Below are 23,708 nucleotides of genomic sequence, written 5' to 3'. Positions count from 1 at the left end.
TGGTTTCCGGTCAGAGGCTGTTAGCGAAAGCGGCTGCGGGCATCCGCCTGGATCCCTCCGGCTGGACATCGGAAAGGGCCAGGGATTTCCCCCCGCAGCCGATGAGCAGCTCGCCCTCGTGCCTGAGCAGCTCTCCGGCAGCCAGGCGGTGATCGCGGATTCGAACAGGCGGGAAGATTTTCAGCCGCTTGTTTTTTCCTTTCAGGGAAACTTCCGCATAGGTTCCCGGCCAGGGGTCGTAGGCGCGTATTGTCCGCTCGATGGCTTCCGCCTCCCGGGAGAAATCCAGGCGTCCGTCCTCGCGGAGGAGCTTTGGCGCGTGGCTGACTTGATCGGGATTCTGGGGAATGCCTGCCTTTGGGTTTTCGCCAAGGATCCCCAATGCTTCCGAGAGGGCGGCGGGGCCGAGGGCGGCGAGGCGGTCGTGGAGTTCGCCGCCGGTTTCGTTTTCCCCGATGGGGATTCTTTTTGCGGTGATGATATCGCCCGCATCCAGCCCGCGGATGACGTGCATGATGGTGATGCCGGTTTCCGCATCGCCGTTCGCGATTGCGGACTGGATGCAGGAGGCTCCGCGATATTTCGGAAGGATGGAGGCGTGGAGGTTGATGATCGCCTTCGCAGGGGCCTGGCGGACAGCTTTCCCGATGATTTGCCCGTATGCCATGACAACCGCGATGTCAGGCGAAAGCTCTGCGAGTTCAGCGGCGATCTCCCCGATCTTTTCCGGCTGCCAGACGGGGATGCCGTGTTCCAGGGCAAGCGTCTTGACCGCCGGCGGCACCGTGCTGCTCTGGCTGCGCCCGACCGGCTTGTCCGGCTGGGTGATGAGGACGCAGGGCTTGCGCCCGCTTTCGATGAGGTGGCGAAAGGTCGGGAGCGCGATGTCTCCGGTGGCGATGAAGGCGATTTTCATGATATGGAGAAGGGGTTCGTAAGCCCTTTGCGCGGGATGGGGTCTTGCTTGTGAAAGGGGTTTCAAACCTCTTCCCCATATTCCAGGAGCGAGGCCGCCATGTCGCGTGCCTGCTTTCCTCCGCCGCCCAGCATGCGGACGAGTTCGTCGATGCGTTTCTCGCCATCGACCGGGTAGAGCTTGGAGCGGGTCCGGCCGGAGGCGACTTCCTTCTCGACGACGAAGTGGTGGGCGGCGATGGCTGCGACCTGCGGGAAGTGGGTGATGGCGATGACCTGGTGGAGCTGGCCGAGAAGCGCCATTTTCTTTCCGACGGCGCGGGCGATCTCACCGCCGACGTTGGCGTCGATCTCGTCGAAGACCATGAGCGGGGTGGCGTCCTGCTCGGCGAGGGAGGATTTCACCGCGAGCATGACACGGGAGATTTCCCCCGAGGAGGCGATCTGGCGTAGCGGGTGGAGCGGCTCACCGGGATTGGGGCCGAAGAGGAAGTTGCAGGACTCCAGGCCGTGTAGGGTGGGCTCCTTGAGTGCGGTCAGCTCGACCTCGAAGGAGGATTGCTTGAACCCGAGTTCCTTGAGCTGGGAGGCGATGTCCTTGGCGAGTTTCGGCGCGGCCTTCTTGCGGGCGGCGGTGAGTTTTTTGGCAATCGCTTCGAGTTCCTTGCGGGACTCTACCAGCGCGGCGGTCAGTGCTTCGATTTTCTCGGAGCGGTTGTCGATGTTGTCGAGGCGTTCGGCGATGCTGGCTTCGCGGGAAATCACGTCCGCGATGCCTGGGCCGTATTTGCGTTTCAGGGACTCGACGAGGTTGACGCGTTCCTCGATGGAGGCGGCTTCCGAGGGGTCGATATCGAGTTCCTCCGCGTATTCGGTCAGGGTGGCCTCGAGATCCTGGAGCTCGATGGATGCCGTTTCCAGGGCTGCGAATTTCTCGGAAACGGAGGGATCGTAACGTTCGAGGTCGCGGACGAGGCGCTGGAGATCGGAAACGCGGGAGAGGATGCCATCGTCATCCGACAGGGCGGAGACCGCCTGGGCGGCGAGTTCGACGAGGCGGGTGCTGTTGGACGAGCGGTGGTAGCGATCCTGAAGCTCGTCGCCATCGGCTTCCGTTAGTTTGGCGGAGGAAATTTCCCCGAGCTGATAGCGGAGGAGTTCGAGTTCTTGTTCGGATGCGTCGGAAGCGTTCTGGATTTCCTCAAGCTCCTGGGATTTCTCCCGCCACGAGCGGTAGGCGTTGCGGTAATCGGTCAGGAGGGGGTCGTTGCCTGTGAAGGCATCCAGCATGGCGAGCTGGCGTTCCTGGGAGAGCAGCGATTGGTGGTCGTGCGGGCCGTGGAGATCGACGAGCCGTTCGCCGATCTTTTTCAGGAGGGTGAGGGTGACGGGGGAGTCGTTGATGAACTGGCGGTTCGCGGTGGCTCCGATGGAGCGGCGGATGATGATCTGGGTGTCCTCGCAGGGTTCCAGGCCGCCCTCTTCGAGGATCGCGTTGATCTCGGAGGGGTCTTTCATATCGAAGACCGATTCAATGGTGCAGGTGTCTTCGCCGGTGCGAATGAGGCCTTTGTCGGCGCGTTCGCCGAGTATCATTTTCAGGGCGCCGACGATGACGGATTTCCCTGCACCTGTTTCCCCGGTGACGGAAATCAGGCCGGAGCCGAGTTCCCATGCGAGTTCGTCAACGAGGGCGAGGTTTCGGATCTTGAGTAGGGTGAGCATGGGGCGGTGTTCGCTGCGCATTGTGCGCAGGGGCCGCTGGGGATTTCAACGCAAAGCGACGGGTGCCGGTCATTGCTTCGGCGCGGGGGCGGAGCTGCGCCCGACCGCATAGCGGTAGCGGACGATGGCATCCACGATGCCCGCTGCGACGGCCGCCTGGTAGGATTCGTTGGCGATGAGCCGGGCTTCGAAGGGGTGGCTCATGAAGCCGCCCTCGAAAAGTACGGCAGGGTGCTTCACGCCGGAAAGGACGCTGAAGCGGGCGCGCTTGATGCCGCGATCGAGGGTGTTGTTGCCGAGACGGCGCAGGACTGAGCCATGCAGGGCGGTGGCGAGCGCGATGTTTGCCGAGTCGTGCTCGTTGCCGGTGCGCTCCACGGCATCGCTGGCCTTGAGTGCGGAGCCGTAGTGGGAGACGCCGGGAGGCGAAAGCGTGAACGTCTCGATCCCGCGAGCCGTGCGGCTGCCGGGGCTGCCGGAATTGTGGTGGATGCTGATGAAAATCGCGTTTTCCTTTACGGTGTTGGCGATGTTCACGCGCTCCTGCAGGGAATAGAATCGGTCGGTTTCGCGGATCAGCTTCACCTTGAAGCCCTTGGCCTCGAGGAGGGGTTTGAGGCGCAGGGCCATCCTGATGTTGTAGTTCGCCTCCGTGCCTATGGGGTTGGTGGTGCCGGGATCCTTGCCGCCGTGGCCTGCGTCGAGGATGACCGTGCGGAAATCGCCGGCGTTTTTGATGAAGTTGGGGCGCAGGACGGGATCGATGAGTTTGGCGAGATCCATGCGTGAAACATAAACGCCGTTGCCCGAGGTGATGACCGAGTTCGAGAAGACGAACTTCACGTTGTTCATCAGGCACTCGTTGCCGCCAACCTTGAGCTTCATCTCCACCTTTTCGTTCTCAAGGGTGATGTTGTTGCCGGTGCGGGTCAGCTTGCTGAAATTGTAGAAGCTTTTGAGGCTTTCCACGGAAACGTAGTCGCGTCCGCCAACCTTGACCATCTTCCAGCCGTTGTTGGTCGTCTCCGCAGATGTCAGCCTGAGTGGTGCGGAGAGGGCGACAAGGAAACAGAGGACGCCGATGATCGGTGTGCCAAGGTAGCCTTCGTTTCGCAAATGCATGGTGGTTTTCCGTGAAAGGCCGCAAGATACAGATTCCGGGATCGCATGACAATCCCATTTTCCTCAATCCATGAGCGGGCGCCCCAGCCCTGCGGCAAGACCACGCGGGGAACGAGTCGCCCATTCTGGATTTCCCCTCCTGAATGGAATTTCCCGGGAAATAGGCGCGGATACCCGCGATACCTGGTTTTCCAAAGCCAGCCCGCCTCCTTCGGCGGATTCGTTTGTTGCCGACGAAATCCGCTTTGGCGCGTCCTACGCCGACGTGAGTCCGGTTCCGGAGCAATCGTTGTACGGTCTGCTGGGCTTGGCCTCGGCGGGTCTTCTGTTCCGTCGCCGGCCGCCTGGGCTTTTGATATCAAAGGATCCCCCAACCGACAGCCGCTGCCGAGTTGGAGCGGTTTTCATTTGAACCGGGAGTGATCCGCGGAACCTAGCCCCACGGTGAGTGATTGCTGGCCGGAATGGTTCCCTGATGTGCTGGGATTTCCCGAATCCGATGGCCTGGGCTTGTTCCGAAACGAAAGCTGTCTCAGCGCAGGCCGCGCAGGAGGAACTCCGCGTTGGTCTTGGTCGGCTTCAGGTTGTCGAGGAGCGTTACCAGGGCGTCTCCAATGGGAAGGCCGGCGAGCTGTTTGCGGACGTCGATGACTTTCCGGAACTCGTCCGGGTGGTAGAGGCGGTCGTCGTTCCGTGTGCCGGACTGGGGGATGTGGATCGCGGGATAGACGCGGCGCTCGGCGAGCTCGCGGTCGAGGCGGACCTCCATGTTTCCGGTGCCCTTGAATTCCTCGAACACCACGTCGTCGAGGCGGGATTCGGTTTCGATGAGGGCGGTGGCCAAAATGGTGAGGGAGCCGCCGTTCTCTATGTTGCGGGCGGTTCCGAAAAACTTGCGGGATTTCTGGAGAGCCGCCGGGGAGACACCGCCGGAGCCGATGGGGCCGCCCTGCATGGCGGAGTTGTGGCCGCGGGCGAGGCGGGTGAGCGAGTCGAGAAGGAGCACCACATGTTTCCCGAGCTCCACCATCCGCTGGGCGCGGGCGATGACAAGATCCGCAACCTGTGCGTGGCGCTTGGGGGTTTCATCGAAGGTGGATGCGAACACGGGTAGCTCGACGGTTTCCTCGAAATCGGTGACTTCCTCCGGGCGCTCGTCGAGCAGCAGGATGACGAGCTCGATGTTCGGGTTGTTTGCCTTGATGGATTTCGCGATCTGCTTGAGCAAAATGGTTTTCCCGCCGCGCGGGGGGGCGACGATGAGGCCGCGCTGGCCTTTCCCGAGCGGCGCGATGAGGTCGATGACGCGAACGCCGAGGTATTCCGTCCCCTCTCCCTCGAGGTGGATGCGGCTGTCCGGGAACATCGGGGTGAGCTTGTCGAAATCCTGCGGCTCCACCCAATCGGCGGCCGGGTTCCCCTCGATTTCGAGGATCTCCGCGGTGGTGAGGTATTTGTCGCGCTGGACGGGTTGGCGGACTTTCACTTTCAGCAGCTGGCCGTTGCGCAGCTTCGCGTCGTTGAGGACGGGGCCGCCGATGTGGATGTCGTCCTGCGAGGGGCGGAAAGAGCGGTGCGGATCGCGGATCATGGCGAAGTGCTCCTTGCCGAATTCGATCACGCCCTCGCAGGTCACGTTGGTGCCGTTGGCGGTGTAAAAGCAGATGATTTCGTAAACGAGCTGCGCTTTCGGGATGCCACCCTGGATCTTTGCCGGGATCTCGGCGGCGATCTTCTGCAGCTCGGAAAGCGTTTTCAGGCGGAATTCGTTGAGATCGACTGCCTCGGGCACGGGAAACGGCGCGGGCTCCTCTTTTGCGGGAGCTTCGGCAACGGCGACCACCTCAGCGGCGGATTCGGGTTCTTGTTCGGTTTGTTCTGACATGGAGAGTGGTGGGAAAATTTTGCAGAAGCGCTGGATCTGGGCTTCGAGGACGGCGGGCTCGCCGTCGTTCCAGAATACGATGTCCGCGCGGACGGATTTTTCTTCGATGGGGAGCTGGGCGGCGATGACGGATTCGATCAGCTCGTCGTCCCAGCCGTTGCGGGCCTTGAGCCTTGCGACCTGCGTGGCGCGGGTGGTGGAGACGCTGATCGCCTGCGACTGGCCGAAATCGAAGCCGTTTTCGAAGAGCAGCGGCACGTCCGCAAGGAAGCACCGCGCCCCCTGTGTAGCCGCTTTTTCCTTCAGGGCAAGACATTCCTGCCGCACGCGGGGGTGCAGGATGCCCTCAAGCAGCTTGCGTTTCGCTACATCCGTGAAGACCGCCTCGCGGAGTTTTCCCCGGAGGACTTTCCCGGTCTTCGGATCGAGGACGCCTTCACCGAAGTGCCCGGTGATTTCTGAGACCACTTCCGGGGAGTCGAGCAGCGCTTGGACAGATTCATCGCAATCGAAAACCACGATGTCCGGCATGCACTCCCGGAAAATCCGGATGGCGGTGGATTTTCCCGTGGCGATGCCGCCGGTGAGCGCGAGGGTGAGCATGGGGGGCATTGAACCGCCAAGAGGCCACGACCGCCAAGGAAGAAACGCGAAGCCCCCGGAAGCGGCGTGTGCTTCCGGGGGCTATTTTCACGGGGTTCTCAGACCCAGTTCTGGATGATCCACCAGTAAACCGGGATGCCCAGTACGATGTTGAGCGGGAAGGTGATGCCCATGCTCATGGTCAGGTATTTCGCGGGGTTCGCCTCCGGGAGTATGTCTTTCAGGATGGCTGGGGCGACGATGTAGGAGGAGGAGGCGCAGAGGATCACCAGCAGGAGCGAGTCGCCATGCCCGAGGCCGAAGATCTTGCAGAGCAGCAGGGCGATGCCGCCGTTGACGATGGGGGCGATGATCGCGAAGGCGGCCAGGACGGGCGGGAAGGATTCCATTTCCCTGAATTTTTTCCCGACCAGGGTGCCCATGTAGAGGAGGAAAAACACCAGCATCCCGGTGAACATGTCGCCGCCGATGAAGCTGGAGAGCGGCGATTTCTCGGTGCCGAGAACCGTCAGCGTGTAGCCGATCACCATGCTGCCGACAAGCACCAGAAGGGTGCCGTCGGTCAGCGCATCCCTGAGCACGATCCTGGTCGATTTCGTGGCTTTCCCTTTCATGGCGATCTGCGCCATGACTACCGAGAGGATGATCGCGGGGGTTTCCATGACGACGAGCGCCACGGTCATGTAGCCTTCGTAGCCCACCCCGAGGGAGGTGAGGAAACCGGCCGCCGTGATGTAGGTCAGCGTGCTGTTGGAGCCGTAGGTCGCGCCGATCGCGGCGGCATCCGCGATGCCGAGTTTTTTCTTCAGCAGGTAATACGAATACACCGGAACCAACGCGCTCATCCCCAGGATGATGGCGATGATGATGACCCCGTCCCCGAACATGCTGGAGTGGTAGAGGCTCACCCCGCCCTTGAACCCGATGGAGAGCATCAGGTAGAGGCTGACGAATTTCACGATGGGATCGGGGATGTGGAGGTTGCTTTTCAGCATGACGGCGATGAAGCCGAGGATGAAAAAGAGAACCCCGGGGTTCAGGATGGCGGTGAGTATGTCCATGGTGTCTTGTGTTGTGTTGGTTGTTGCGTTTCTTCCTGGAAACGCGGTCAGGCTAGGGATGCGCGAAAATTCTTTCCAATAGATGTTTCAATCCGTATCGTTCTTAAAAAGCGAACGTAGTATGAATTTCCTGAACTATCACCACCTCCGGTATTTCCGGGCCATTGCGCACGACGGCACGCTCACCGGTGCGGCGCAGGGTCTCGGCGTTTCCCAATCCGCCGTGAGCGTGCAGCTGCGGCAGCTGGAGGACAGCCTGGGTCAGGATTTGTTCCTGCGGGAGAAGAAATCCCTTGTTCTGACCGAGGCGGGGCGCATCGCCCTGGAGTATGCGGAGACCATTTTCCGAAACGGCGAGGAGATGGTGAGCGTCCTCGGCGGAAGGCCCACCGAGAAACGGCAGGTGCTGCGTGTCGGCAGCGTCTCGACGCTTTCGCGAAACTTCCAGCTTGCCTGCCTTCAGCCTTTCATCGCCCGTGCGAATGTGGAGCTGGTGCTTCGGTCCGGTAGTCTCGCAGAGCTTTTGTCGCAGCTGAAATCCCATACCCTCGACATCGTGCTGTCCAACCTGCCGGTGCGCCGCGACGCGGAGAACGATTGGCACAGCCATCTGTTGGAGCAGCAGCCCGTCTCTCTTGTCGGGAAGAAGCCCGGGCGGGGAAAGCGCTTCAAGTTTCCCGACGATCTTGGGAAAACCCCGCTGCTCCTGCCGTCCCTGGACAGCCACCTGCGTGCGGCCTTCGATCTGGTTATGGAAAGGCATGGCATACGCCCTGTCATCGCTGCGGAGGTGGATGACATGGCGATGTTGCGTCTCCTTGCGCGGGAGGGCGGCGGGGTCGCGCTGGTTCCGCCTGTGGTCGTCACCGGAGAGCTGAAGCGGGGCCAGCTCGTCGAACTGCACCGATTCTCCGAAATCCACGAGAATTTTTATGCGATCTCACCCTCAAGGCGTTTCCCGAACCCGCTCGCGCAGGAGTTGCTGAAGGAAGCGAAGGGTGCAGCGGCGATCAAGGCATGACGTGGATTCGGCCTGCCAGGCAGGTTTTTTGGTTTCGATGGGAAATCAGAGCCTGAGGTTCGGATCGATGTCGCCGTCGAGAGGATCGCTGAAGCCTGCGAAAAACCTCAGCAGTCCCGCGAAGGCGATCATCGCCGCGTTGTCCGTGCAGACACCCGGCTCCGCGACCGCAAGCTCCAGCCCTTCCTTCGCACAGCGTGCCGTAAGCGCATCGCGCACCGCCCGGTTCAGGCTGACGCCGCCCGAAAGGCCGATGATCCCGGTGTTCGCAAGCTTCGCCGCGCGCATGGTTTTCTCCACCAGCACCTCCACCACCGCCGCCTGGAACGAGGCCGCCACATCTGCAACCTTCGCGTCCGGCTCCTTCTGCAAGGTGTAGAGCACCGCCGTCTTCAGCCCGGAGAAGGAGAAATCCAGCTCGCCGCCCTGCATCATGGAGCGTGGGAAGTCATAGGCCGTGGCGTTCCCGCCCTTCGCCGCCTTCTCGATCTCCGGGCCGCCGGGATACGGCAGCCCTAGCATTTTCCCGACCTTGTCGAAAGCCTCTCCCGCCGCGTCGTCGCGGGTGGTGCCGAGCGTTTTGTATTCGCCCGCGCCACGCACTTGCATCAGCAAGGTGTGCCCTCCGGATACGATCAGCCCGACATGCTTCGGCACCTCCGTTCTATCCATGAAAGGCGAGAGCAGATGCCCCTCCATGTGGTTCACGCCGACGAAAGGCTTCCCGGAAACGCAGGACATCGCCTTCGCCGCCGTGCTCCCCACCAGCAGCGACGAAGCCAGCCCCGGTCCCATCGTCGCGCCGAAAACATCCACGTTCCCCATGCCCATCCCCGCGGTGCCCAGCGCCTGCTCGACCAACCCGTTCAGGCAAAGCGAATGGCTCCGCGACGCCACCTCCGGCACCACCCCGCCGTGCTCCCGGTGCTCCTCGATCTGCGACGCCACCTCGCTGGCAAGCACCTCCGTCACGCCGCCCGGCTCGCCCCGCAGGATCGCCACCGCCGTCTCGTCACAGGAACTCTCTATCGCCAGGAAAACCGCCACGCAGCGATGATCCATGTCTCCCCGCGTTCAGGCAATCCCTATCGGGCTTCCGGTTCCTCCCAATTGTTTGCGAATTCGCGGAGATCAGGGAAAAACTCCGAGTAGAGTTCCCAAAAAGCCTCTTCGTTCCCGATCAGGTCCTGTTCCGCGCCGAGCACCGCGGCGGCTACCGGAGCCCTCGTTGACACACGGCGAAAGGTGAGAGCCAGACCCTCCATGCTCGCATAGCTGCCCAGCCAGTTTTCCGAGATCATGCGGGGGATGACCGCCCGGAAATTTTCCGGAAGCCATGGTTGCGGCGCCGAAAGCGTTTCGTGGCATTCCCGTATGAATTCCAACCGCTTCGGCCTCCCTCCCGGCCACTGCATCGATAGGAAGTAGTCATAGAACACATCCACCACGATCCCCGCCAGCCTCCTCCTTTGCGGCTCCAGCAATGCCTTGGCCTTTCGGAAAGTGGGATGTGAATCCGTGAACGCATCGATGGCCCGGTGCTTGCGGATCCCGCGGATCACGGCTTCGGGATAACTCCCCCTCAGGCTCTCCGGAGTGCCTTTCACAAAGTCCCCGAGAAAATTCCCGATCAGGGATTCATCGGTCGGCTCCGCGAGGTAGAGATGGGCTAGGAAATTCAAGGCGCCCCGAACATGAAGCCTCCCGGGCCGATGCGCCACATTTCACTTCTCTCCCGCCAAACTTCCTCCCATTCTCCGCCCCATGCCCCTGGTCACCGTTGCACGAGATCTTTCCGCCTCCGCCCTCATCCTGTGTGCGTCCGCCAACATATCGCAAGCGGAGGAAACCTTCCGCTCCCTCTCCGTCGGCGCGACCCCGGAGAGCGCGGCCTTCGGTTTCGACGGGAAACTCTTCGTCACCCTCATGGGCCCCAAGCAGGAAAAGGGCGATGGCGATGGCCGGGTGGTCATGGTCGATGGTGACAAGGTCAGCGTCTTCACCGAAGGCCTCAGCGACCCCAAGGGCCTCGTTTTTTTCGGAGGAAAACTCATCACCGCCGACCTCATCCTCGATGAAAAAACCAACAGCTCATCGTCCCGGATTCCAAGGCCGGGCTGCTGGTTTTCATCCCGGTGAAGTGAAGTCGAAACTGAAAAAATCATGCCGGACAGACGAACCTTCATAACCAGCGGCATCACCGCCCTCGGATCCGCAATGCTCGCCGGAAATTCCCAGGCAAAGGAACCGCTTGGTAATCCATCGTCAGACAGCGGATGCAGCTACCTTCTGCCGTCCTTCAAAACCGGCAGCCGCCTGCTGTTCCAGGGTGACTCGATCACGGCCATGAACTGGGGTCGCAACCAGGGCGACCGGAATCATTATCTGGGTCACAGCTACGTGTATCTGATCGCGGCAAGGCTCGGGGTCGATATGCCGCAGGCGCAGCTCGATATCTACAACCGTGGCAACAGCGGGAACACGGTGGCGAATCTCCGGAAGCGTTGGGAGAAGGATGCCATCGGGATGAAGCCCGACCTCCTAAGCGTTCTCATCGGCACCAATGACGTCGGCAGCGGAGTGCAGGCGGATGCCTTTGAGGCGGACTACCGCCAGATCCTGGACGACAGCAGGAAATCCAATCCCGACCTGAGGCTCGTCCTCCTTGATCCCTTCGTCCTGCGTTCCGGGAGATTGAAGGAAGAGGGTGCGTGGACAAGCCGCCGGAGCGCCACCGACAAGCTCGGCCTTGTTGTCGCCCGGTTGGCGAAGGACTACGATGCGGTGCACATCAGGACGCAGGAAATTTTCGATGCCGCAGCGGAAGCGGTGTCGCCCGAGCATTGGATCTGGGACGGCATCCACCCCCTCCCGCAAGGCCACGAACTCATCGCACGCAACTGGCTCCAGGAAGTGAGCGCCCGCTGGCCCGCATAAAACAGGCAGGGACGGCAATCCTTGCCGTCCATATCTCGCGGCGCGATCCCCGGGAACCATCCGCCAAGATCCCACAAGCCGTCAGATATGGACTTTTAGGGATAAAAGTCCCTGCCTATGATCACTCCCCAAATCCTCGGGCACCGCACGGCGCTTCAGTATTATTCTCGCCAGAAATCCTGTTTTTCGCTGAGGTGTGCCCTGTAATTGCGTAACCGTTACAGAATTAAGAATGCACATAACACGAAACAAAGCCCAGGGATGTGTGATGGCCCGCATCATGAGGAATTGCGAGATGCACCAGAAGAGCTTTCCGCTCAAAGAATACAAAACATGGAAGGCTGCCGAGGAGGCGGGTCGCGAGTGGATTGTCGAACAGAAGAAAATCCTGCCCCCCTCGCGGATGAATGAGGAAGGGAGAATGACGAAGCGGAACAAATCGGGGGTCGTCGGGGTTTGTTTGGCACGGTCCATCCGACGGAAACCGAACCGGAAGAAATACGTGTATTGGAGGTGGATCGCGCGTTGGCCGGACTGCCCCTACAAAGGGGGATTCATGTGGACGATCAGTGAAGAGACTCCCGATGATGACGCGTTTGCCCTGGCTTACCTTTCGCGCGAAATGCGCTCGGTGGATCGCGACGAGGTTTGTAAGAAGTTATCGAAGATATACGGAACCAAGAAGCATGCGGAGATCATGGAGAAAAAGCTGCTCGAGCTGGTGTAGTTCTCTGGAGTTGCAGGATAGTTCCCGGTTTCTCTGCGACCATGCTCCCACATCGGCACAGCAACAGGCAGGGACGATCTTTGCCTCTGGCCATCTCCGCTTCGCTCCGGTTCCGAGTCGTCCATATCTCGCGGCGCGATCCCCGAGAACCATCCTCCAAGATCCCACAAGCCGTCAGATATGGACTTTTAGGGATAAAAGTCCCTGCCCGTTTCCGTCGCCCCCCCAACATCCGTGTTGGACGTCCGCCCCGGGATGCCCCACGTTCCCCGCATGCCGTTTTCCGCTGAATATCCCCGACTCCTCGAGAGCCCGACACCGTTGATGCGGCGGTTCATGGGCTTGCTGGATGAGGCGGTTTCCCTCGAAACGCTTGCGCTGAAAAGCCAACGGGCGACGCGTCAGAATTTCGGCAAGACGATGCGCCTTTTCGCCCCGCTCTACGTCTCCAACGAATGCGTGAACAACTGCTCCTACTGCGGCTTCTCCCGCGATGCGGCGATCCTGCGGACGACCCTCACCGTCGATCAGGTGGTGACCGAGGCGAAATACCTCCACGCCCAGGGCTTCCGCAACCTCCTCCTAGTCGCCGGGGAGCATCCGAAATTCGTTTCCGAAGGCTACCTCCAGAAATGCCTCGATGCCCTGATCCCGCTTTTCCCGACGCTCGCGCTGGAGGTCGGCCCGATGGAGGACGACCAATACACCGAACTGGTGAACCACGGCGCGGAGGGACTCATCGTCTATCAGGAAACCTACCACCGCGAGACCTACCAGACCCTCCACACGGCAGGGCCGAAGAAGAATTTCGATTGGCGGCTCGATTGCCCGGAGCGGGCGTATGCGGGCGGTTTCCGCAGGATCGGCATCGGCGCGCTGTTCGGGCTGGCGGATTGGAAACACGAGGCGCTCTCGCTCGCCGCGCACCTCGAATACCTTTACAAGCACTGCTGGAAGGCGCAGTTCTCCGTCGCCTTCCCGCGCATGAGACCGTATGCGGGAAATTACCAATACGAACCCGATCCCAACCGCTACCTTCCGGATGCCGCGCTGCTCCGCCTGGTGACCGCCTTCCGCATCACCTTCCCGCAGTGCGCCATCGTCCTGTCCACCCGCGAGCCCGCCCCGCTCCGCGACGCGATGGCCCCGCTCGGCGTCACCCACATGTCCGCCGGTGCCCGCACCGAGCCCGGCGGTTACACCGGAGCCGGTTCCGACGACCTGCACCTCACCGTCAAGGGTCGCCGCGTGGAGCTTTCCGAAAAATCAGGAAAGGAAAAAGCCACCGAGCAATTCCAGATCCACGACACCCGCAGCCCCGCCCAGATCGCGGAGATGCTGCGCGCACAGAACATTGATCCGGTGTGGAAGGATTTCGATCAGGTGCTGGTGCAGGCGTAGCGGCGATCTTCGGTCGCCGACCTGAAAGATGCGGGTTGGAAACCCGCGCTCCCGGTGGGCTCAGGAATCCTCCCGGATCAGGTGTTTCGGGAAATCCTCCACGCGCTCGCAGGCGATCTGCTCCATCACTTGCTGGAGCTGGCGCTTGAGCATGAAGATGGTATGTTCGCCGCCCTTGTTGCCCATGGCGCAGACGCCGTACATGAAGCTCCGTCCCATGAAGGCGAACTTCGCGCCGGTGGCGAGGGCACAGGCCACGTCGGGCCCGGAGCGGACGCCGCTGTCGATCATCAGGGTGGTCTTGTCGCCCACCGTGCGGACGAGTTCTGCGAGCGGCTTGATAGTGGATTGCCCGGCATCGAGCTGGCGGCCGCCGTGGTTGGAGACGATCATGCCATCGACACCGCAGGCGATGGCGGACTCTGCGTCCTCGGTGGTGACGACGCCCTTGATCACAAGCTTGCCGGGCCAACGGTCGCGCAAGGCCTTGATCTTATCGGGATTCAGCCGGCCCTTGAAGGTCTTGTTCATGAACAGCCCGAGGTGCTTCATGCTGAGGCCTTTCGGGATGTAGGGTTTCATCGTCTGGAACTCCGGAGCACCCGCGAAGAGCTGGGAAAACGACCAGGTAGGGTGGGTCATCATCTGGAAAATATTCCGCATCGTCATCCGCGGCGGGATCGAAAGGCCGTTGCGGATTTCCTTGGGGCGGTATCCGAAAGTCGGCGTGTCGGCGAGGATCACCAGGGTCGGGAAACCGGCGACCTCGGCGCGTTTCAGGAGCTTGTCGCGGAGATCGTCCTCGACGGGATGGTAAAGCTGGAACCATGCGTTGCCCTCGGTGATTTCGGCGACTTTCTCGATGCTGGCGGTGCCGACCGTGCTGAGGATGAAGGGGATGTTTGCCTTAAACGCGGCTTTCGCCAGAATCTCGGTTGCGCGCGGCCACATTAGCCCCTGCAGGCCGATGGGTGCGATCCCGAACGGCGCATCATACGTGCGGCCGAACAATTCCGTTTTCTGCGAGGCACCTGCATAATCGCGCAAATAATACGGCCTGAGCTGCACCTCGCGGATCTCCTCGGTGTTTCTCCTCAGGTTGATTTCAGAGAAACATCCGCCCTCCAGGTAATCGAAAGCGAAGCCGGGCATGCGCCGTTTCGCCCTCTGGCGCAGGTGTTCGATGGAGGGCAGCGATGAATTGAAGGATTCTTCCATGGGTTTGGTGGTTGTGGCAGGCAGCCGCAAACTAGAGTGACATTCCGTCATGGGAAAGGCAGATTTTCCCCCAAACATCACAGTCCCTGCAAAGTTGTCGAGTAGGTTTCCTTACCATCCACATCGTGGTGGGTGAAAACGGCCTTCTTGCCGTCCACGGTGATCGAGGCGAACCCGCCCTTCACGCGGAGGAACCTGTGCTCCGGGCGCTTGTCCTTCGGGTTCCAGCCTTGCGCATGGGCGTCCGAGGCCGGGCCGCAGCCGAATTCGTTGAGGCCGGTCTCGGGATCGACGGAGTGGTATTGCCAATGGCGGTCGCCGTTGATGACGAAGCAGCCGGGTATGGAGTTGAGGAATTTCCGCAGGCGCTCGCCCTCGTGGTGGAAACCCTCGTTCGCGTGGTTGTCGTTCTTGCCGCCACGGTCCGGGCCTACGACCGGCGTGGCGGAGATGTAAAGTTTGAAGGTGGCGTCCGAGGCTTTCATCGTCTCTTCCAACCAAGCCCATTGCTCTTTCCCCAGGATCGATTTTTCAGGACCGTCTTCCATTTTGTTAGGAGAGCGGAACTCACGGCCTTCCGGCAGCCAGATCTGGAGGTTCTTGCCCCAGCGGAAGGTACGGTAAGGTTTCTCGGATTGCGGGATCTGCTCGCGCCAGATTTTCAGCCCCTGCTCCCACGTCAGGTCGCCGTATGTTTGCCCGGGCCAGCAGTCATCCTTAAGGAGGTCGTGGTCGTCGTGCATCCAGTAGCTAGGGATACTTTTGTGGAAGGTTCTCTGAAAAGGCAGGGAATACATGCGTCCCCATTGGTAGCGGGCGAGTTCCATGTTTTTCGCGAGCGGCGGCTTGCGGTCGTAATAAAGGGTGTCGCCCGTCTGGATGAAAAACGACGGCTTCAGGGCGAGCATGGAGCGGTAGATCCTGTGGCCGTTTTCCATGTCATCGCGGAGCTCGAATTCCTGGCAGGTGGAGACCGTGAAGGTGATGGGTTTATCGTATGAGGAGAGGGGAGCGGTGCGGAATTCGCCTTTGATGGCATCGCCCCTGCCGTCCACCTGCCCCTGCGCCTCGTAGGCATATGCGGTATCCGGTTCAAGGCCTTCGAGTTTCACCTGATGGCAGAAATCGGTCTCCGCATCCACGGAAGTCCACGCAGTGGAGGACAGGTTTTCCCTGTCGTTGTCCTTGTAATAGTGGAAGCGTATTTGTCCCCCGCATCCCGGCACGCTCCAGTTCGGCGCGTCGGCTTTCCATTCATCCACGCGGTTGCCGGCTTGCTTGTCCTTGGTCAGGCGCGCCCATAAGACCGCAGTGGTGTCGGTTACCTCGCCGATCTTTACGCCGTTGGCGAGACCGATGGCATGGCATGGGAAATGAAGGAGAAAGAGGATAGTTGGTATTTTCATTCGGTTGGTGTGGGCGATCTTCGGTCGCCGCTCATTGGGTGGGAACAGGGGGCGACCGAAGATCGCCCCCACGTCACCGCTGCAGGCGCAGGTCTGCGATGACGATCCTGTGATCGGTTTTCCTGGAAACAATGACGCCGCAGCTGACTGGCTGGAGCTGGCGGGTGGCGTAGATGTGGTCGATGCGGTGGATGGGGAAGCGGCGGTGGAAGGTGTTGCCCCAGCCGCGTCCGACCACCGAGAAGGCATCGTCGAAATCGCGGATGAGCTGGCGGTGTACGACATCGGTGGCTCCCGAGTTGAAATCGCCGCCGAGGATGGTCGGGGTGGAAGTGAAAGGGCGTGTCTGTTCGAGCACCTGGAGTGTAACGGACAACTCCTTTCGGCGGAGATCGCGGTTTTGCCGGTGGAGTGAGCGGGAATCCGAACTCCACAGGCGCATGTCGGTTGCGGCCGTGGCGAGGTGGATGTTGACCACCTCGATCTCGGTGCCCTCCGGAAGGCGCATGGTGACCTGCTGGTTGCGCGAGGCCGGGTTCCTGACTTCCCGGCGGATCTCGAAGCGGGTGACGATGCCATTGGTCTGGTAGGCGCGGAAATCAGCCTGCCCGCCGTAGAGGTTTTCCGCGACCTGTTTCACCCGATGGGGGAAGACCTGCTGCAACAGGACGATGTCCGGATCCCATTTCCTGAGGTCGTCCATCGGATCGCCGTAACCGAAGCTGGCGCAGTTCACCGTGGCGACGCGGATGATGCGCTGGCCGTCGAGCATGACGGAGCGTTCGACGGCGATCTTGGGGTGGTTGAAGTTCGAGAGTGCCTTCGCCTCATCCATCGCCACGGAGAGGGTGACCGCCCAGACGGCAGTGACGATGAGCGAGAGCGGTGCGCGCAGGAAGCAGAAGGCGATGACGGAAAGCGCAAGCCCGATGCCGCCCCAGAACCACAGTGGGAAGACGGTGAAAGCGGCGAGGGAGTCCGGCTGGCTGGCGTAAGCCCAGACGGTGAGGACATGCATCAGCAGCGATGCGCCGACGAACACCCAACCTGCTGCTCGCCTTGTTGTTGACATGGTTTCTAACCGCGAATGAGCGAGAATTCTCGCGAAATGGATTGTCTTCCTTGGGGGTGGAAGGTTGGAACTTACATCCCCGGTATGCCGAGGCCGCCGGTGAGTTTCTTCATCTCGGCCTCCGCCTGGTTCTTGCCCTTGGCGATGGCTTCCTGGACGCCTTTGAGGACGAGATCCTGTAGGAAATCGACATCCGAAGGGTCGACCACGGCGGGATCGATCTTGATGGAGAGAACATTGCCCGCGCAGGTGGCGCGGACTGTCACCTTGTCGCCGCCGACCGAGACCTCGACCTCCCGTTTCGCGAGTTCTTCCTGTTTCGCCGCCAGCCCTGCCTGCATCTGCTGGGCCTGTTTCATCAGTTTCTGTATGTTCATGATCAGGTGTGTTCAGTTCCCGAGGATCTTCGCCTCGAATTTAGCCATCGCCGCCTGGATGAGCGGATCCTTGTAGAAGGTGTCCTCCTCGGTCTTTTCCTCCGGCTTGGGTTGTGGGGCGGCGGCTTCTGGCTTGGGAGCCTGGAACGGTGTTTCCTCGTCCTCGTCACCGCCCTCGGGGGCGTTGGCGATCAGGTCGTCGAAGGCGGCCATGGTGTCGCCGGGTTTTTCCTTGCGGACGGGAGGAGCTGGCTCGGGCTGCGGTGGGGCGACGGCCTGGGGTGCGGGAGCGGGCTCTGCCGCCGCCGCGGGTGCGGGAGCGGGTGAGGAAAGGTGATCCGCACCTTTCGTGAGTATGCTGATGACATCGGTGATGCGGACTTCGGAAAGCACCTGGATCGCCTTGATCATGCCAAGCTCGAAGTGCAGGCGTTTGTTAGTGGCCCATTTCATGCGACCTTCCGTTTCCGCGAAGACATCGATGGCGGCGAGGATGCGCTCCGGGGCGTATTCGCCGGCGTCATCGAGGAGTTTTTCCCAAAGCGCTGCCGGGATGCCCTCGCCGTCGGCGGAGGGGTCGAGCTTGGCGATGAGCAGGCCGCGCAGGCAGCCGATGAGCTCGCCGAGGAGCTGGGAGAGCTCGCGGCCGCTTTCGGATTCAGTCTGGATTAGCTTGAGGGCGGCAGGGGTCTCTCTGGATAGGAGTTCCGTGGTCAGGGCGGCGACCTTTTCCCGCGAGGTGAAGCCGAAGACGTCGAGCACGTTCTCCTCGGTGATCGTCTCTCCGCAGAAGGCAACGAGCTGGTCGAGCATGGACTGGGCGTCGCGCATCCCGCCGTCTGCGCCCTTGGCAATGGCCCATGCGGCGGTCTTGTCGAGGGTGATGCCTTCTTCCGAGGCGATGTGGAGCAGGTGATCGGCGATGGTCTGGGTGGAGATGGGGCGAAGGTCGAAGCGCTGGCAGCGGGAGAGGATGGTAGGCAGGATTTTCTGAACCTCGGTGGTGGCGAAAATGAACTTCACGTGCTCCGGCGGCTCCTCGAGGGTTTTCAGCAGGGCGTTGAAGGCCGCGTTGGAGAGCATGTGTACCTCATCGATGTAGTAGATCTTGAACTGCCCGCGGGCCGGGGCGTATTTCACGGATTCGCGGAGATCCCGCACCTGCTCGACGCCGTTGTTGGAGGCACCGTCGATTTCAAGGACGTCGAGCGAGCGGCCTTCGGCGATTTCGCGGCAGACGTCCTCATCCGGGTCGAAGTCGATCCTGGGGCCGCCGGTGCAGTTGAGGGCTTTGGCGAGGATGCGGGCGGTGGAGGTCTTGCCGGTGCCGCGCGGGCCGACGAAAAGGTAGGCGTGGGCGAGGCGCTTTTGCTCGATGGCATTGCGCAAGGTGCGGACGACATGATCCTGCCCGAGGACGTCGGCGAAGGTCTTGGGGCGATACTTTCTGGCGAAAACCTGGTAACTCACGCCCCCGAGCATAGGGATGGGGGCGGGTTTGTCATGCGGGGATTTTCCGGATTCCTCCGGTAGCTTTCAAATCCTGCCGTAACAGGCGATGTTTTACCCTCACCCCGATCGGATTTTCCCCACGTGCGACGCGCTTTTCGATCTCCGGGGGCAAGCCTCGTTGGATCGAAGGTGATCCTTCCGTTGATGGCCAGATCCCATTGGAAACCGAAAGCTCGACGCTCCCGCTCATGCCGCTAGGCTCCCAGAATGATTGCAGCGATGGAACTGGGCGGCACCAAGACGGTGGTCGCGATTGGGGAAAGCGACGGAACTTTGATCGAGGAGCGCCGTTATCCGACAAGCACCCCGGAGGAAACGTTCCAGAAGGCGATCGAATGGTTTTCCGGAAAAGGCACGCCGGAAGCGATGGGGATCGCCGCCTTCGGGCCGGTGCAGGTCAACCCAAAGGCCGCGAACTGGGGCGAGATGCTCCCCACGCCGAAGCCGAACTGGAGCGGGTTTTCGATCACAAAGACGCTGCTTGCGGTGTTTCCTGAGATGAAAATCACCTTGGAAACGGATGTGAACGCCGCCTGTCTTGCGGAGGCGCGGATCGGTGCGGCGGAGGGCTTGGAAAACGTCGCGTATATCACCATCGGCACCGGGATCGGGGCGGGGGTGCTTTGCGATGGCAGGCTGTTGCACGGGGCGCTCCACCCGGAGTTCGGACATCTGCTGTTGCCGCGCAAACCCGGGGATGATTTCAAGGGCGCTTGCCCGTTTCATGGCGCATGCCTGGAAGGCATGGCCAGCGGGCCGGCGATTGCGCGGCGCTGGGGAACTCCGGGCGGCGGGCTTCCACCAGGGCATCCCGCGTGGGACACCGAGGCATGGTATCTGGCGCACGGGATCCAGGCATTGCTCGCCGTTGCCCCGCCGGAAAGGGTGGTGATCGGCGGCGGGGTCTCGCAGGCGGAGGGGCTGCATGAGAAGACGGAAAACCTGCTCCGCGAACTTGCGGGCGGGTATTTCCCTGCGGTTGAGAATTCGCCCTACGTAGTGCCGCCGAAGTTCGACCAGGAGGCCGGCATCCGCGGCGCGCTGATGTTGACGGGGCTGTAGTTTTCCTATCGCATCGCCACCGCGATGTTCCTTTTGATACCCTACGAGATCGAGACCTTGAGGCAGGAGCGCCCGTGGGCGAACTGGATCCTGGTGGGCCTGTCCACACTGGTTTCCCTCGCAGCCATCTTCGGTGTGATTTCCGAGGAAGCGATCGACAGGATGGTGCTGTGGGGCTGGAACCCGGCTGGGCTCATCGGGCACATCTTCCTCCACGGCGGCTTCATCCACCTGATCGGGAACATGATTTTCCTATGGGTTTTCGGAAACGCCGTGTGCACCAACATCGGGAATCTCCGCTACCTCGCCGCATTTTTCGGCTGCACCCTGATCGCCGCCGCCGCCCACAATCTTTTCGACGGCGGCCCGGCCATCGGGGCCAGTGGTGCGATCAACGGGGTGGTCGGGATGGTGTTGGCGATGTATCCGTTGAACCGCATCCATGTCTGGTGGCTGTTTCTCATCAAGGGTGGAACCTTTGCGGTGAAAGCATGGATCATCATCGTCTTCTGGCTGCTGTTCGATGTATGGGGTGTTGCCACCGGCGGCTCGATGATTGCCTACTGGGCGCACATCGGCGGGCTTGCAGGCGGGGTTGCGATCGGTCTGACCGGGTTACATCTCGGTTGGATCGAACTCACCCGCTACGACAACCGCTCACTGCTCGATATTTTCACTGGCAAGGGAGCCGAGGAGATTTTCTGAGCGATTTTTCGGCGCATCCCCATCATGCCGGGAGCGTGAACTGACCCATCTACATCCCGATCTCATCCTCGATGAACTCGGCAACCTGATCAGGTAGCTCGGCGAGGGCTTCGTAGAGCTCATCCTCGATGCCTGCGAGGTATTCGGATTCGGTTTCCGAGTATTGGTCGCGGTCATCGCCACGCGTCTGGCACCACTGGCTCGCGTTGAGCGCATCGACCACGGCGCTGGCTCCGACGAGGTCGAAGGAGCTGATGATTCGCCTGTGGTTCAGGGGTGTCTGCCAGAACTCGTGCAAGCCCTCGCCTTCGGGGTCGAGCAACTGGACGGTCTCGACAACATCCATCAGCGCGCGTTCCTGGCGTGTCAGGCCGCCATCCGCGGATTTCTCCTCAAGCCGGTCGATCAGCAGGGTGATCTCATCATCCCATTCGATGGGTTCGTATTCAAAAGTCATGTCGCCGGAGAACTGGGGTTGATGCACCGCAGGGTCAAGGCCGAATCGCAACGAGTCCCGGAGCGAACCCCTTCTTTCAGATCGGCTCCACATCCACCTCCACCGTCAGGCTCTGCCCGCCCGCGCCCAGCGTCACGCCCCGCAGCGGGCTGACATCGGAGAAGTCGCGCCCCCAGGCGACGGTGATGTGGCGCTCGCCGGGGAGAAGGTCGTTGGTGGGATCGGCATCGATCCAGCCGGCGGTCTCTCCGCAGAAGATGGAGACCCAGGCGTGGGAGGCATCGGCACCGGTGAGGCGTTTCTGGCCGGGAGGGGGAAGCGTTTCCAGATACCCGCTGACGTAGCGTGCGGGTAGGCCCAGCGAGCGCAGGCAGGCGAGCATCACGTGGGCGAAGTCCTGGCAGACCCCGGCTTTTTTCTGGAGAACCTCGGCGACGGGGGTGGCGACATCGGTGGCTGCGGGGTTGAAATCGAACTCGCGGTGAATGCGGTTCATCAAGGCGGAAGCGGCCTCAAGGATAGGGCGTCCGGGCGGGAAATCGGCGTTGGCATATCCGGCGAACTCATCTCCGAGCGGAACCATGGGCGAGGAGAAACGGAACGCGCCCGCCTCGGTGCCGGGGGTGAGCTTGTCGGCGCCGGCGGCATCCCGTATCGTTTCCCATGGTGGGGTGGAGGAGGGCTCCGGCCTGGCTGTGGGCAGCACTTCCACAAGACTCCGCGCCGTCACCTCAAGCTCGCCGTGCGCGCCCTCGCACTCGAAGTAGGTGGTGACGTTCCCGTAAACGTCGTTGTGGCGGCTGCGTCCGACCGGCTCCGGGACGATCTCGATCACATGCCATGGGCAGCGCTGGCCTGGAAGGAATCTCGGTGCGAGACGGGCGAGATGGTGGGAGACTGTCACCACGCCTTCGTACACATATCTTGTCCGGTGGGTCACTTTGTATCGCACGCCATCGGTTTATCCCGCGGTGTTCCGGGTGTCGATCTTTACCGGGTTGGCATTGCGCGCGGGGCTCAGACACCGCAGGGTGGGTGCAGCCGCAAGAAAGCGCTTCCGGAAGGCGTATCTGGCATACATACCATGAACATGACAAACCTGCTGCCCGTAATCGCCCTGCTCACCTGCCCCGTTTTCGCCCAGGTGGAGGAAGGCTTCACCCCGCTGACGAACGGCAAGGATCTGACCGGTTGGAAAAAGGTCGGAGGTAACGGCGAATACAGGATGGTGGACGGCGAGATTGTCGGCACAGGGCGGAAGGTGAATGCGAACACGTTCCTGATTTCCGAGAAAACGTATAGGAATTTTGATTTCCGCTTCGAGATGAAGTTCGACACGCTCAAAGGGAATTCCGGGATGATGTTCCGTGGCTTGCAGAAGGAATCGGCGGATGGCAACGGGCGGGTCTTCGGCTACCAGTGCGAGCATGACAACGGCATGGCCCGGGCATGGACCGCCGGGCTCTACGATGAGGCGCGGCGCGGCTGGCTTTTCCCGGACAAGGCGGACAAGGCGCAGTGCGCGGCCTTCACGAAGCAGGGACAGGGGATTTTCAAGCCCGAGGGCTGGAACGAGATCCGCATCCTATGCGAAGGCAATCACATCCAGATTTTCCTCAACGGAGAAAAGCGCGTTGACTACACCGACGAGGATCCGAAAAACGCCACCGCCGAAGGATTCTTCGGAATGCAGGTGCATGCTGGCGGTGCAACCGATGTCCGCTGGAAAAATCTGCGTATCAAGGAGCTTCCCTGAGGCAGTCTCACAGGGCGGATGCTCCCCAGAACACGTTGGATGCGGATTTCTTGGCGATCTCCTGCGCGGAAAGAGGAATTGCGTGTCCGTCGTGGAAGACAACGATTGCCTTGTCACCATGGCGATACGCAATGTTTGCCTTTGAACCGTATCCGGCGAAGGGAGCGTCCGCAGTGATGAATGCGGCGGTGCGGGAAGCGTCGTCGAGCTGGGCCTTGCGCAGGGGGCTTGCGTCCACGGGGGTGGTGTAGCCGTAGCTGGCGGCGAGCGTCTTGTAGCCGGACGGTTTTTCCCGAATCACAGCAGGATCCATCATGGAAAGCTCCAGGCTGGTGTTGGCCGAGCCGTCGGCAGCATAGGTTGCCGATCCGCCCTTGATCTGGCTTAAGAAATCGGGGTTCTCGAACCAGAGGTAGGTGATGCCTTCCACCGTCTCACTCGGCGGGACGAACTTTCCGTTCTGCTCCGTGGCGTAGCCCATGTTGGCCGCCTGGATCTGCCTGAGGTTGTTGGTGACGGCGACCTTGTCCGCCGATTTCCTGAAGCGGAAGACAGCCGTGGAGCTGAGGGCGGCGAGGACGGCGACAATTGCGATGACGACGAGAAGCTCCACGAGGGTGAAGCCATGGGAAGGGGGGATGCGGTTGTTTTTCATGCGGTATGTTCGGAGATTGGTTGCCCCTCACATCCAAGCCGCCCGCATGCCAACAGCCTGCACAGGATCGCATTCCACCGATGAAAAACAG

Annotated in this window: 23 protein-coding genes; 8 read left to right on the top strand and 15 right to left on the bottom strand. The window is 61.3% G+C overall.

What is annotated here, in order from left to right; all coding sequences use genetic code 11:
* Positions 1-10: 10 nt before the first annotated feature.
* From HZ994_04640 to HZ994_04620, 5 genes are all read right to left on the bottom strand, one after another.
* Complete coding sequence (locus HZ994_04640; GenBank protein QTN31639.1) at positions 11-916, bottom strand: methionyl-tRNA formyltransferase; 906 nt, start codon at positions 914-916, stop codon at positions 11-13.
* A 62-nt stretch (positions 917-978) separates the two neighbouring features.
* Positions 979-2,640, bottom strand: coding sequence for a DNA repair protein RecN (gene recN, locus HZ994_04635; GenBank protein ID QTN31638.1), 1,662 nt, complete (start codon positions 2,638-2,640; stop codon positions 979-981).
* 69 nt (positions 2,641-2,709) lie between these two features.
* A complete protein-coding gene (locus tag HZ994_04630) occupies positions 2,710-3,762 on the bottom strand; it encodes an N-acetylmuramoyl-L-alanine amidase (GenBank protein ID QTN31637.1) in 1,053 nt (350 codons plus the stop codon).
* Between the two features lie 532 nt (positions 3,763-4,294).
* Positions 4,295-6,250, bottom strand: coding sequence for a transcription termination factor Rho (rho, locus tag HZ994_04625; protein ID QTN31636.1), 1,956 nt, complete (start codon positions 6,248-6,250; stop codon positions 4,295-4,297).
* Between the two features lie 98 nt (positions 6,251-6,348).
* The gene (locus HZ994_04620; protein QTN31635.1) at positions 6,349-7,311 is read right to left on the bottom strand and encodes a sodium-dependent bicarbonate transport family permease; all 963 of its coding nucleotides are present in this window, start codon (positions 7,309-7,311) and stop codon (positions 6,349-6,351) included.
* A 121-nt stretch (positions 7,312-7,432) separates the two neighbouring features.
* Here HZ994_04620 and HZ994_04615 point away from each other — a divergent pair, with 121 nt between their 5' ends.
* A complete protein-coding gene (locus HZ994_04615) occupies positions 7,433-8,332 on the top strand; it encodes a LysR family transcriptional regulator (GenBank protein ID QTN31634.1) in 900 nt (299 codons plus the stop codon).
* A 45-nt stretch (positions 8,333-8,377) separates the two neighbouring features.
* On the opposite strand, the gene tsaD is transcribed toward HZ994_04615, so the two are convergent.
* Both tsaD and HZ994_04605 read right to left on the bottom strand, forming a co-directional pair.
* Positions 8,378-9,394: a tRNA (adenosine(37)-N6)-threonylcarbamoyltransferase complex transferase subunit TsaD gene (gene tsaD / locus HZ994_04610; GenBank protein QTN31633.1), complete on the bottom strand. Its 1,017-nt coding sequence runs from the start codon at positions 9,392-9,394 to the stop codon at positions 8,378-8,380.
* A gap of 23 nt (positions 9,395-9,417) precedes the next feature.
* Positions 9,418-10,014, bottom strand: coding sequence for a DUF479 domain-containing protein (locus tag HZ994_04605; protein QTN31632.1), 597 nt, complete (start codon positions 10,012-10,014; stop codon positions 9,418-9,420).
* A gap of 82 nt (positions 10,015-10,096) precedes the next feature.
* Here HZ994_04605 and HZ994_04600 point away from each other — a divergent pair, with 82 nt between their 5' ends.
* The 4 genes from HZ994_04600 (at position 10,097) to thiH (ending at position 13,397) form a co-directional block, all read left to right on the top strand.
* Positions 10,097-10,471 carry a hypothetical protein gene (locus HZ994_04600; protein QTN31631.1) on the top strand — a complete coding sequence of 125 codons (375 nt, stop codon included), beginning with the start codon at positions 10,097-10,099 and terminating at the stop codon, positions 10,469-10,471.
* A 78-nt stretch (positions 10,472-10,549) separates the two neighbouring features.
* Positions 10,550-11,269 (top strand): SGNH/GDSL hydrolase family protein, encoded by a 720-nt coding sequence (locus HZ994_04595; GenBank protein ID QTN34319.1) that lies wholly within the window; start codon positions 10,550-10,552, stop codon positions 11,267-11,269.
* Between the two features lie 268 nt (positions 11,270-11,537).
* Positions 11,538-11,996, top strand: a complete 459-nt coding sequence (locus tag HZ994_04590) for a hypothetical protein (protein QTN31630.1) — start codon at positions 11,538-11,540, stop codon at positions 11,994-11,996.
* 273 nt (positions 11,997-12,269) lie between these two features.
* The gene (gene thiH / locus HZ994_04585) at positions 12,270-13,397 is read left to right on the top strand and encodes a 2-iminoacetate synthase ThiH (protein ID QTN31629.1); all 1,128 of its coding nucleotides are present in this window, start codon (positions 12,270-12,272) and stop codon (positions 13,395-13,397) included.
* Between the two features lie 60 nt (positions 13,398-13,457).
* On the opposite strand, the gene HZ994_04580 is transcribed toward thiH, so the two are convergent.
* The 5 genes from HZ994_04580 to dnaX all read right to left on the bottom strand — a co-directional run bounded on the left by HZ994_04580 (position 13,458) and on the right by dnaX (position 18,940).
* Complete coding sequence (locus HZ994_04580) at positions 13,458-14,615, bottom strand: alpha-hydroxy-acid oxidizing protein (GenBank protein QTN31628.1); 1,158 nt, start codon at positions 14,613-14,615, stop codon at positions 13,458-13,460.
* 77 nt (positions 14,616-14,692) lie between these two features.
* Positions 14,693-16,021 (bottom strand): alkaline phosphatase D family protein, encoded by a 1,329-nt coding sequence (locus HZ994_04575; protein QTN31627.1) that lies wholly within the window; start codon positions 16,019-16,021, stop codon positions 14,693-14,695.
* Positions 16,022-16,094: 73 nt separating this feature from the next.
* Complete coding sequence (locus HZ994_04570; protein ID QTN31626.1) at positions 16,095-17,093, bottom strand: endonuclease/exonuclease/phosphatase family protein; 999 nt, start codon at positions 17,091-17,093, stop codon at positions 16,095-16,097.
* 71 nt (positions 17,094-17,164) lie between these two features.
* Entirely contained in the window at positions 17,165-17,470 is a 306-nt protein-coding gene (locus tag HZ994_04565) for a YbaB/EbfC family nucleoid-associated protein (GenBank protein QTN31625.1), read from the bottom strand.
* A 12-nt stretch (positions 17,471-17,482) separates the two neighbouring features.
* Positions 17,483-18,940 carry a DNA polymerase III subunit gamma/tau gene (dnaX, locus tag HZ994_04560; GenBank protein ID QTN34318.1) on the bottom strand — a complete coding sequence of 486 codons (1,458 nt, stop codon included), beginning with the start codon at positions 18,938-18,940 and terminating at the stop codon, positions 17,483-17,485.
* 249 nt (positions 18,941-19,189) lie between these two features.
* Between dnaX and HZ994_04555 the strand changes: the two genes are divergently transcribed.
* Positions 19,190-20,044 carry an ROK family protein gene (locus tag HZ994_04555; protein ID QTN31624.1) on the top strand — a complete coding sequence of 285 codons (855 nt, stop codon included), beginning with the start codon at positions 19,190-19,192 and terminating at the stop codon, positions 20,042-20,044.
* Between the two features lie 24 nt (positions 20,045-20,068).
* Positions 20,069-20,749 carry a rhomboid family intramembrane serine protease gene (locus HZ994_04550; GenBank protein ID QTN31623.1) on the top strand — a complete coding sequence of 227 codons (681 nt, stop codon included), beginning with the start codon at positions 20,069-20,071 and terminating at the stop codon, positions 20,747-20,749.
* A 49-nt stretch (positions 20,750-20,798) separates the two neighbouring features.
* Here HZ994_04550 and HZ994_04545 read toward each other — a convergent pair whose 3' ends face one another.
* Together HZ994_04545 and HZ994_04540 are read right to left on the bottom strand one after the other, a co-directional pair.
* Entirely contained in the window at positions 20,799-21,206 is a 408-nt protein-coding gene (locus tag HZ994_04545) for a hypothetical protein (GenBank protein ID QTN31622.1), read from the bottom strand.
* 76 nt (positions 21,207-21,282) lie between these two features.
* Positions 21,283-22,158, bottom strand: coding sequence for a transglutaminase family protein (locus tag HZ994_04540; GenBank protein ID QTN31621.1), 876 nt, complete (start codon positions 22,156-22,158; stop codon positions 21,283-21,285).
* A gap of 132 nt (positions 22,159-22,290) precedes the next feature.
* Here HZ994_04540 and HZ994_04535 point away from each other — a divergent pair, with 132 nt between their 5' ends.
* On the top strand, positions 22,291-22,962 hold the full coding sequence (locus tag HZ994_04535; protein ID QTN31620.1) for a DUF1080 domain-containing protein: 672 nt from the start codon (positions 22,291-22,293) through the stop codon (positions 22,960-22,962).
* Between the two features lie 7 nt (positions 22,963-22,969).
* On the opposite strand, the gene HZ994_04530 is transcribed toward HZ994_04535, so the two are convergent.
* Positions 22,970-23,617 carry a type II secretion system protein gene (locus HZ994_04530; GenBank protein ID QTN31619.1) on the bottom strand — a complete coding sequence of 216 codons (648 nt, stop codon included), beginning with the start codon at positions 23,615-23,617 and terminating at the stop codon, positions 22,970-22,972.
* Positions 23,618-23,708: the final 91 nt, after the last annotated feature.

The organism is Akkermansiaceae bacterium, assembly GCA_017798145.1.
Lineage (GTDB): Bacteria > Verrucomicrobiota > Verrucomicrobiia > Verrucomicrobiales > Akkermansiaceae > Luteolibacter.
This window is presented reverse-complemented; position numbering and strand designations above follow the sequence as displayed.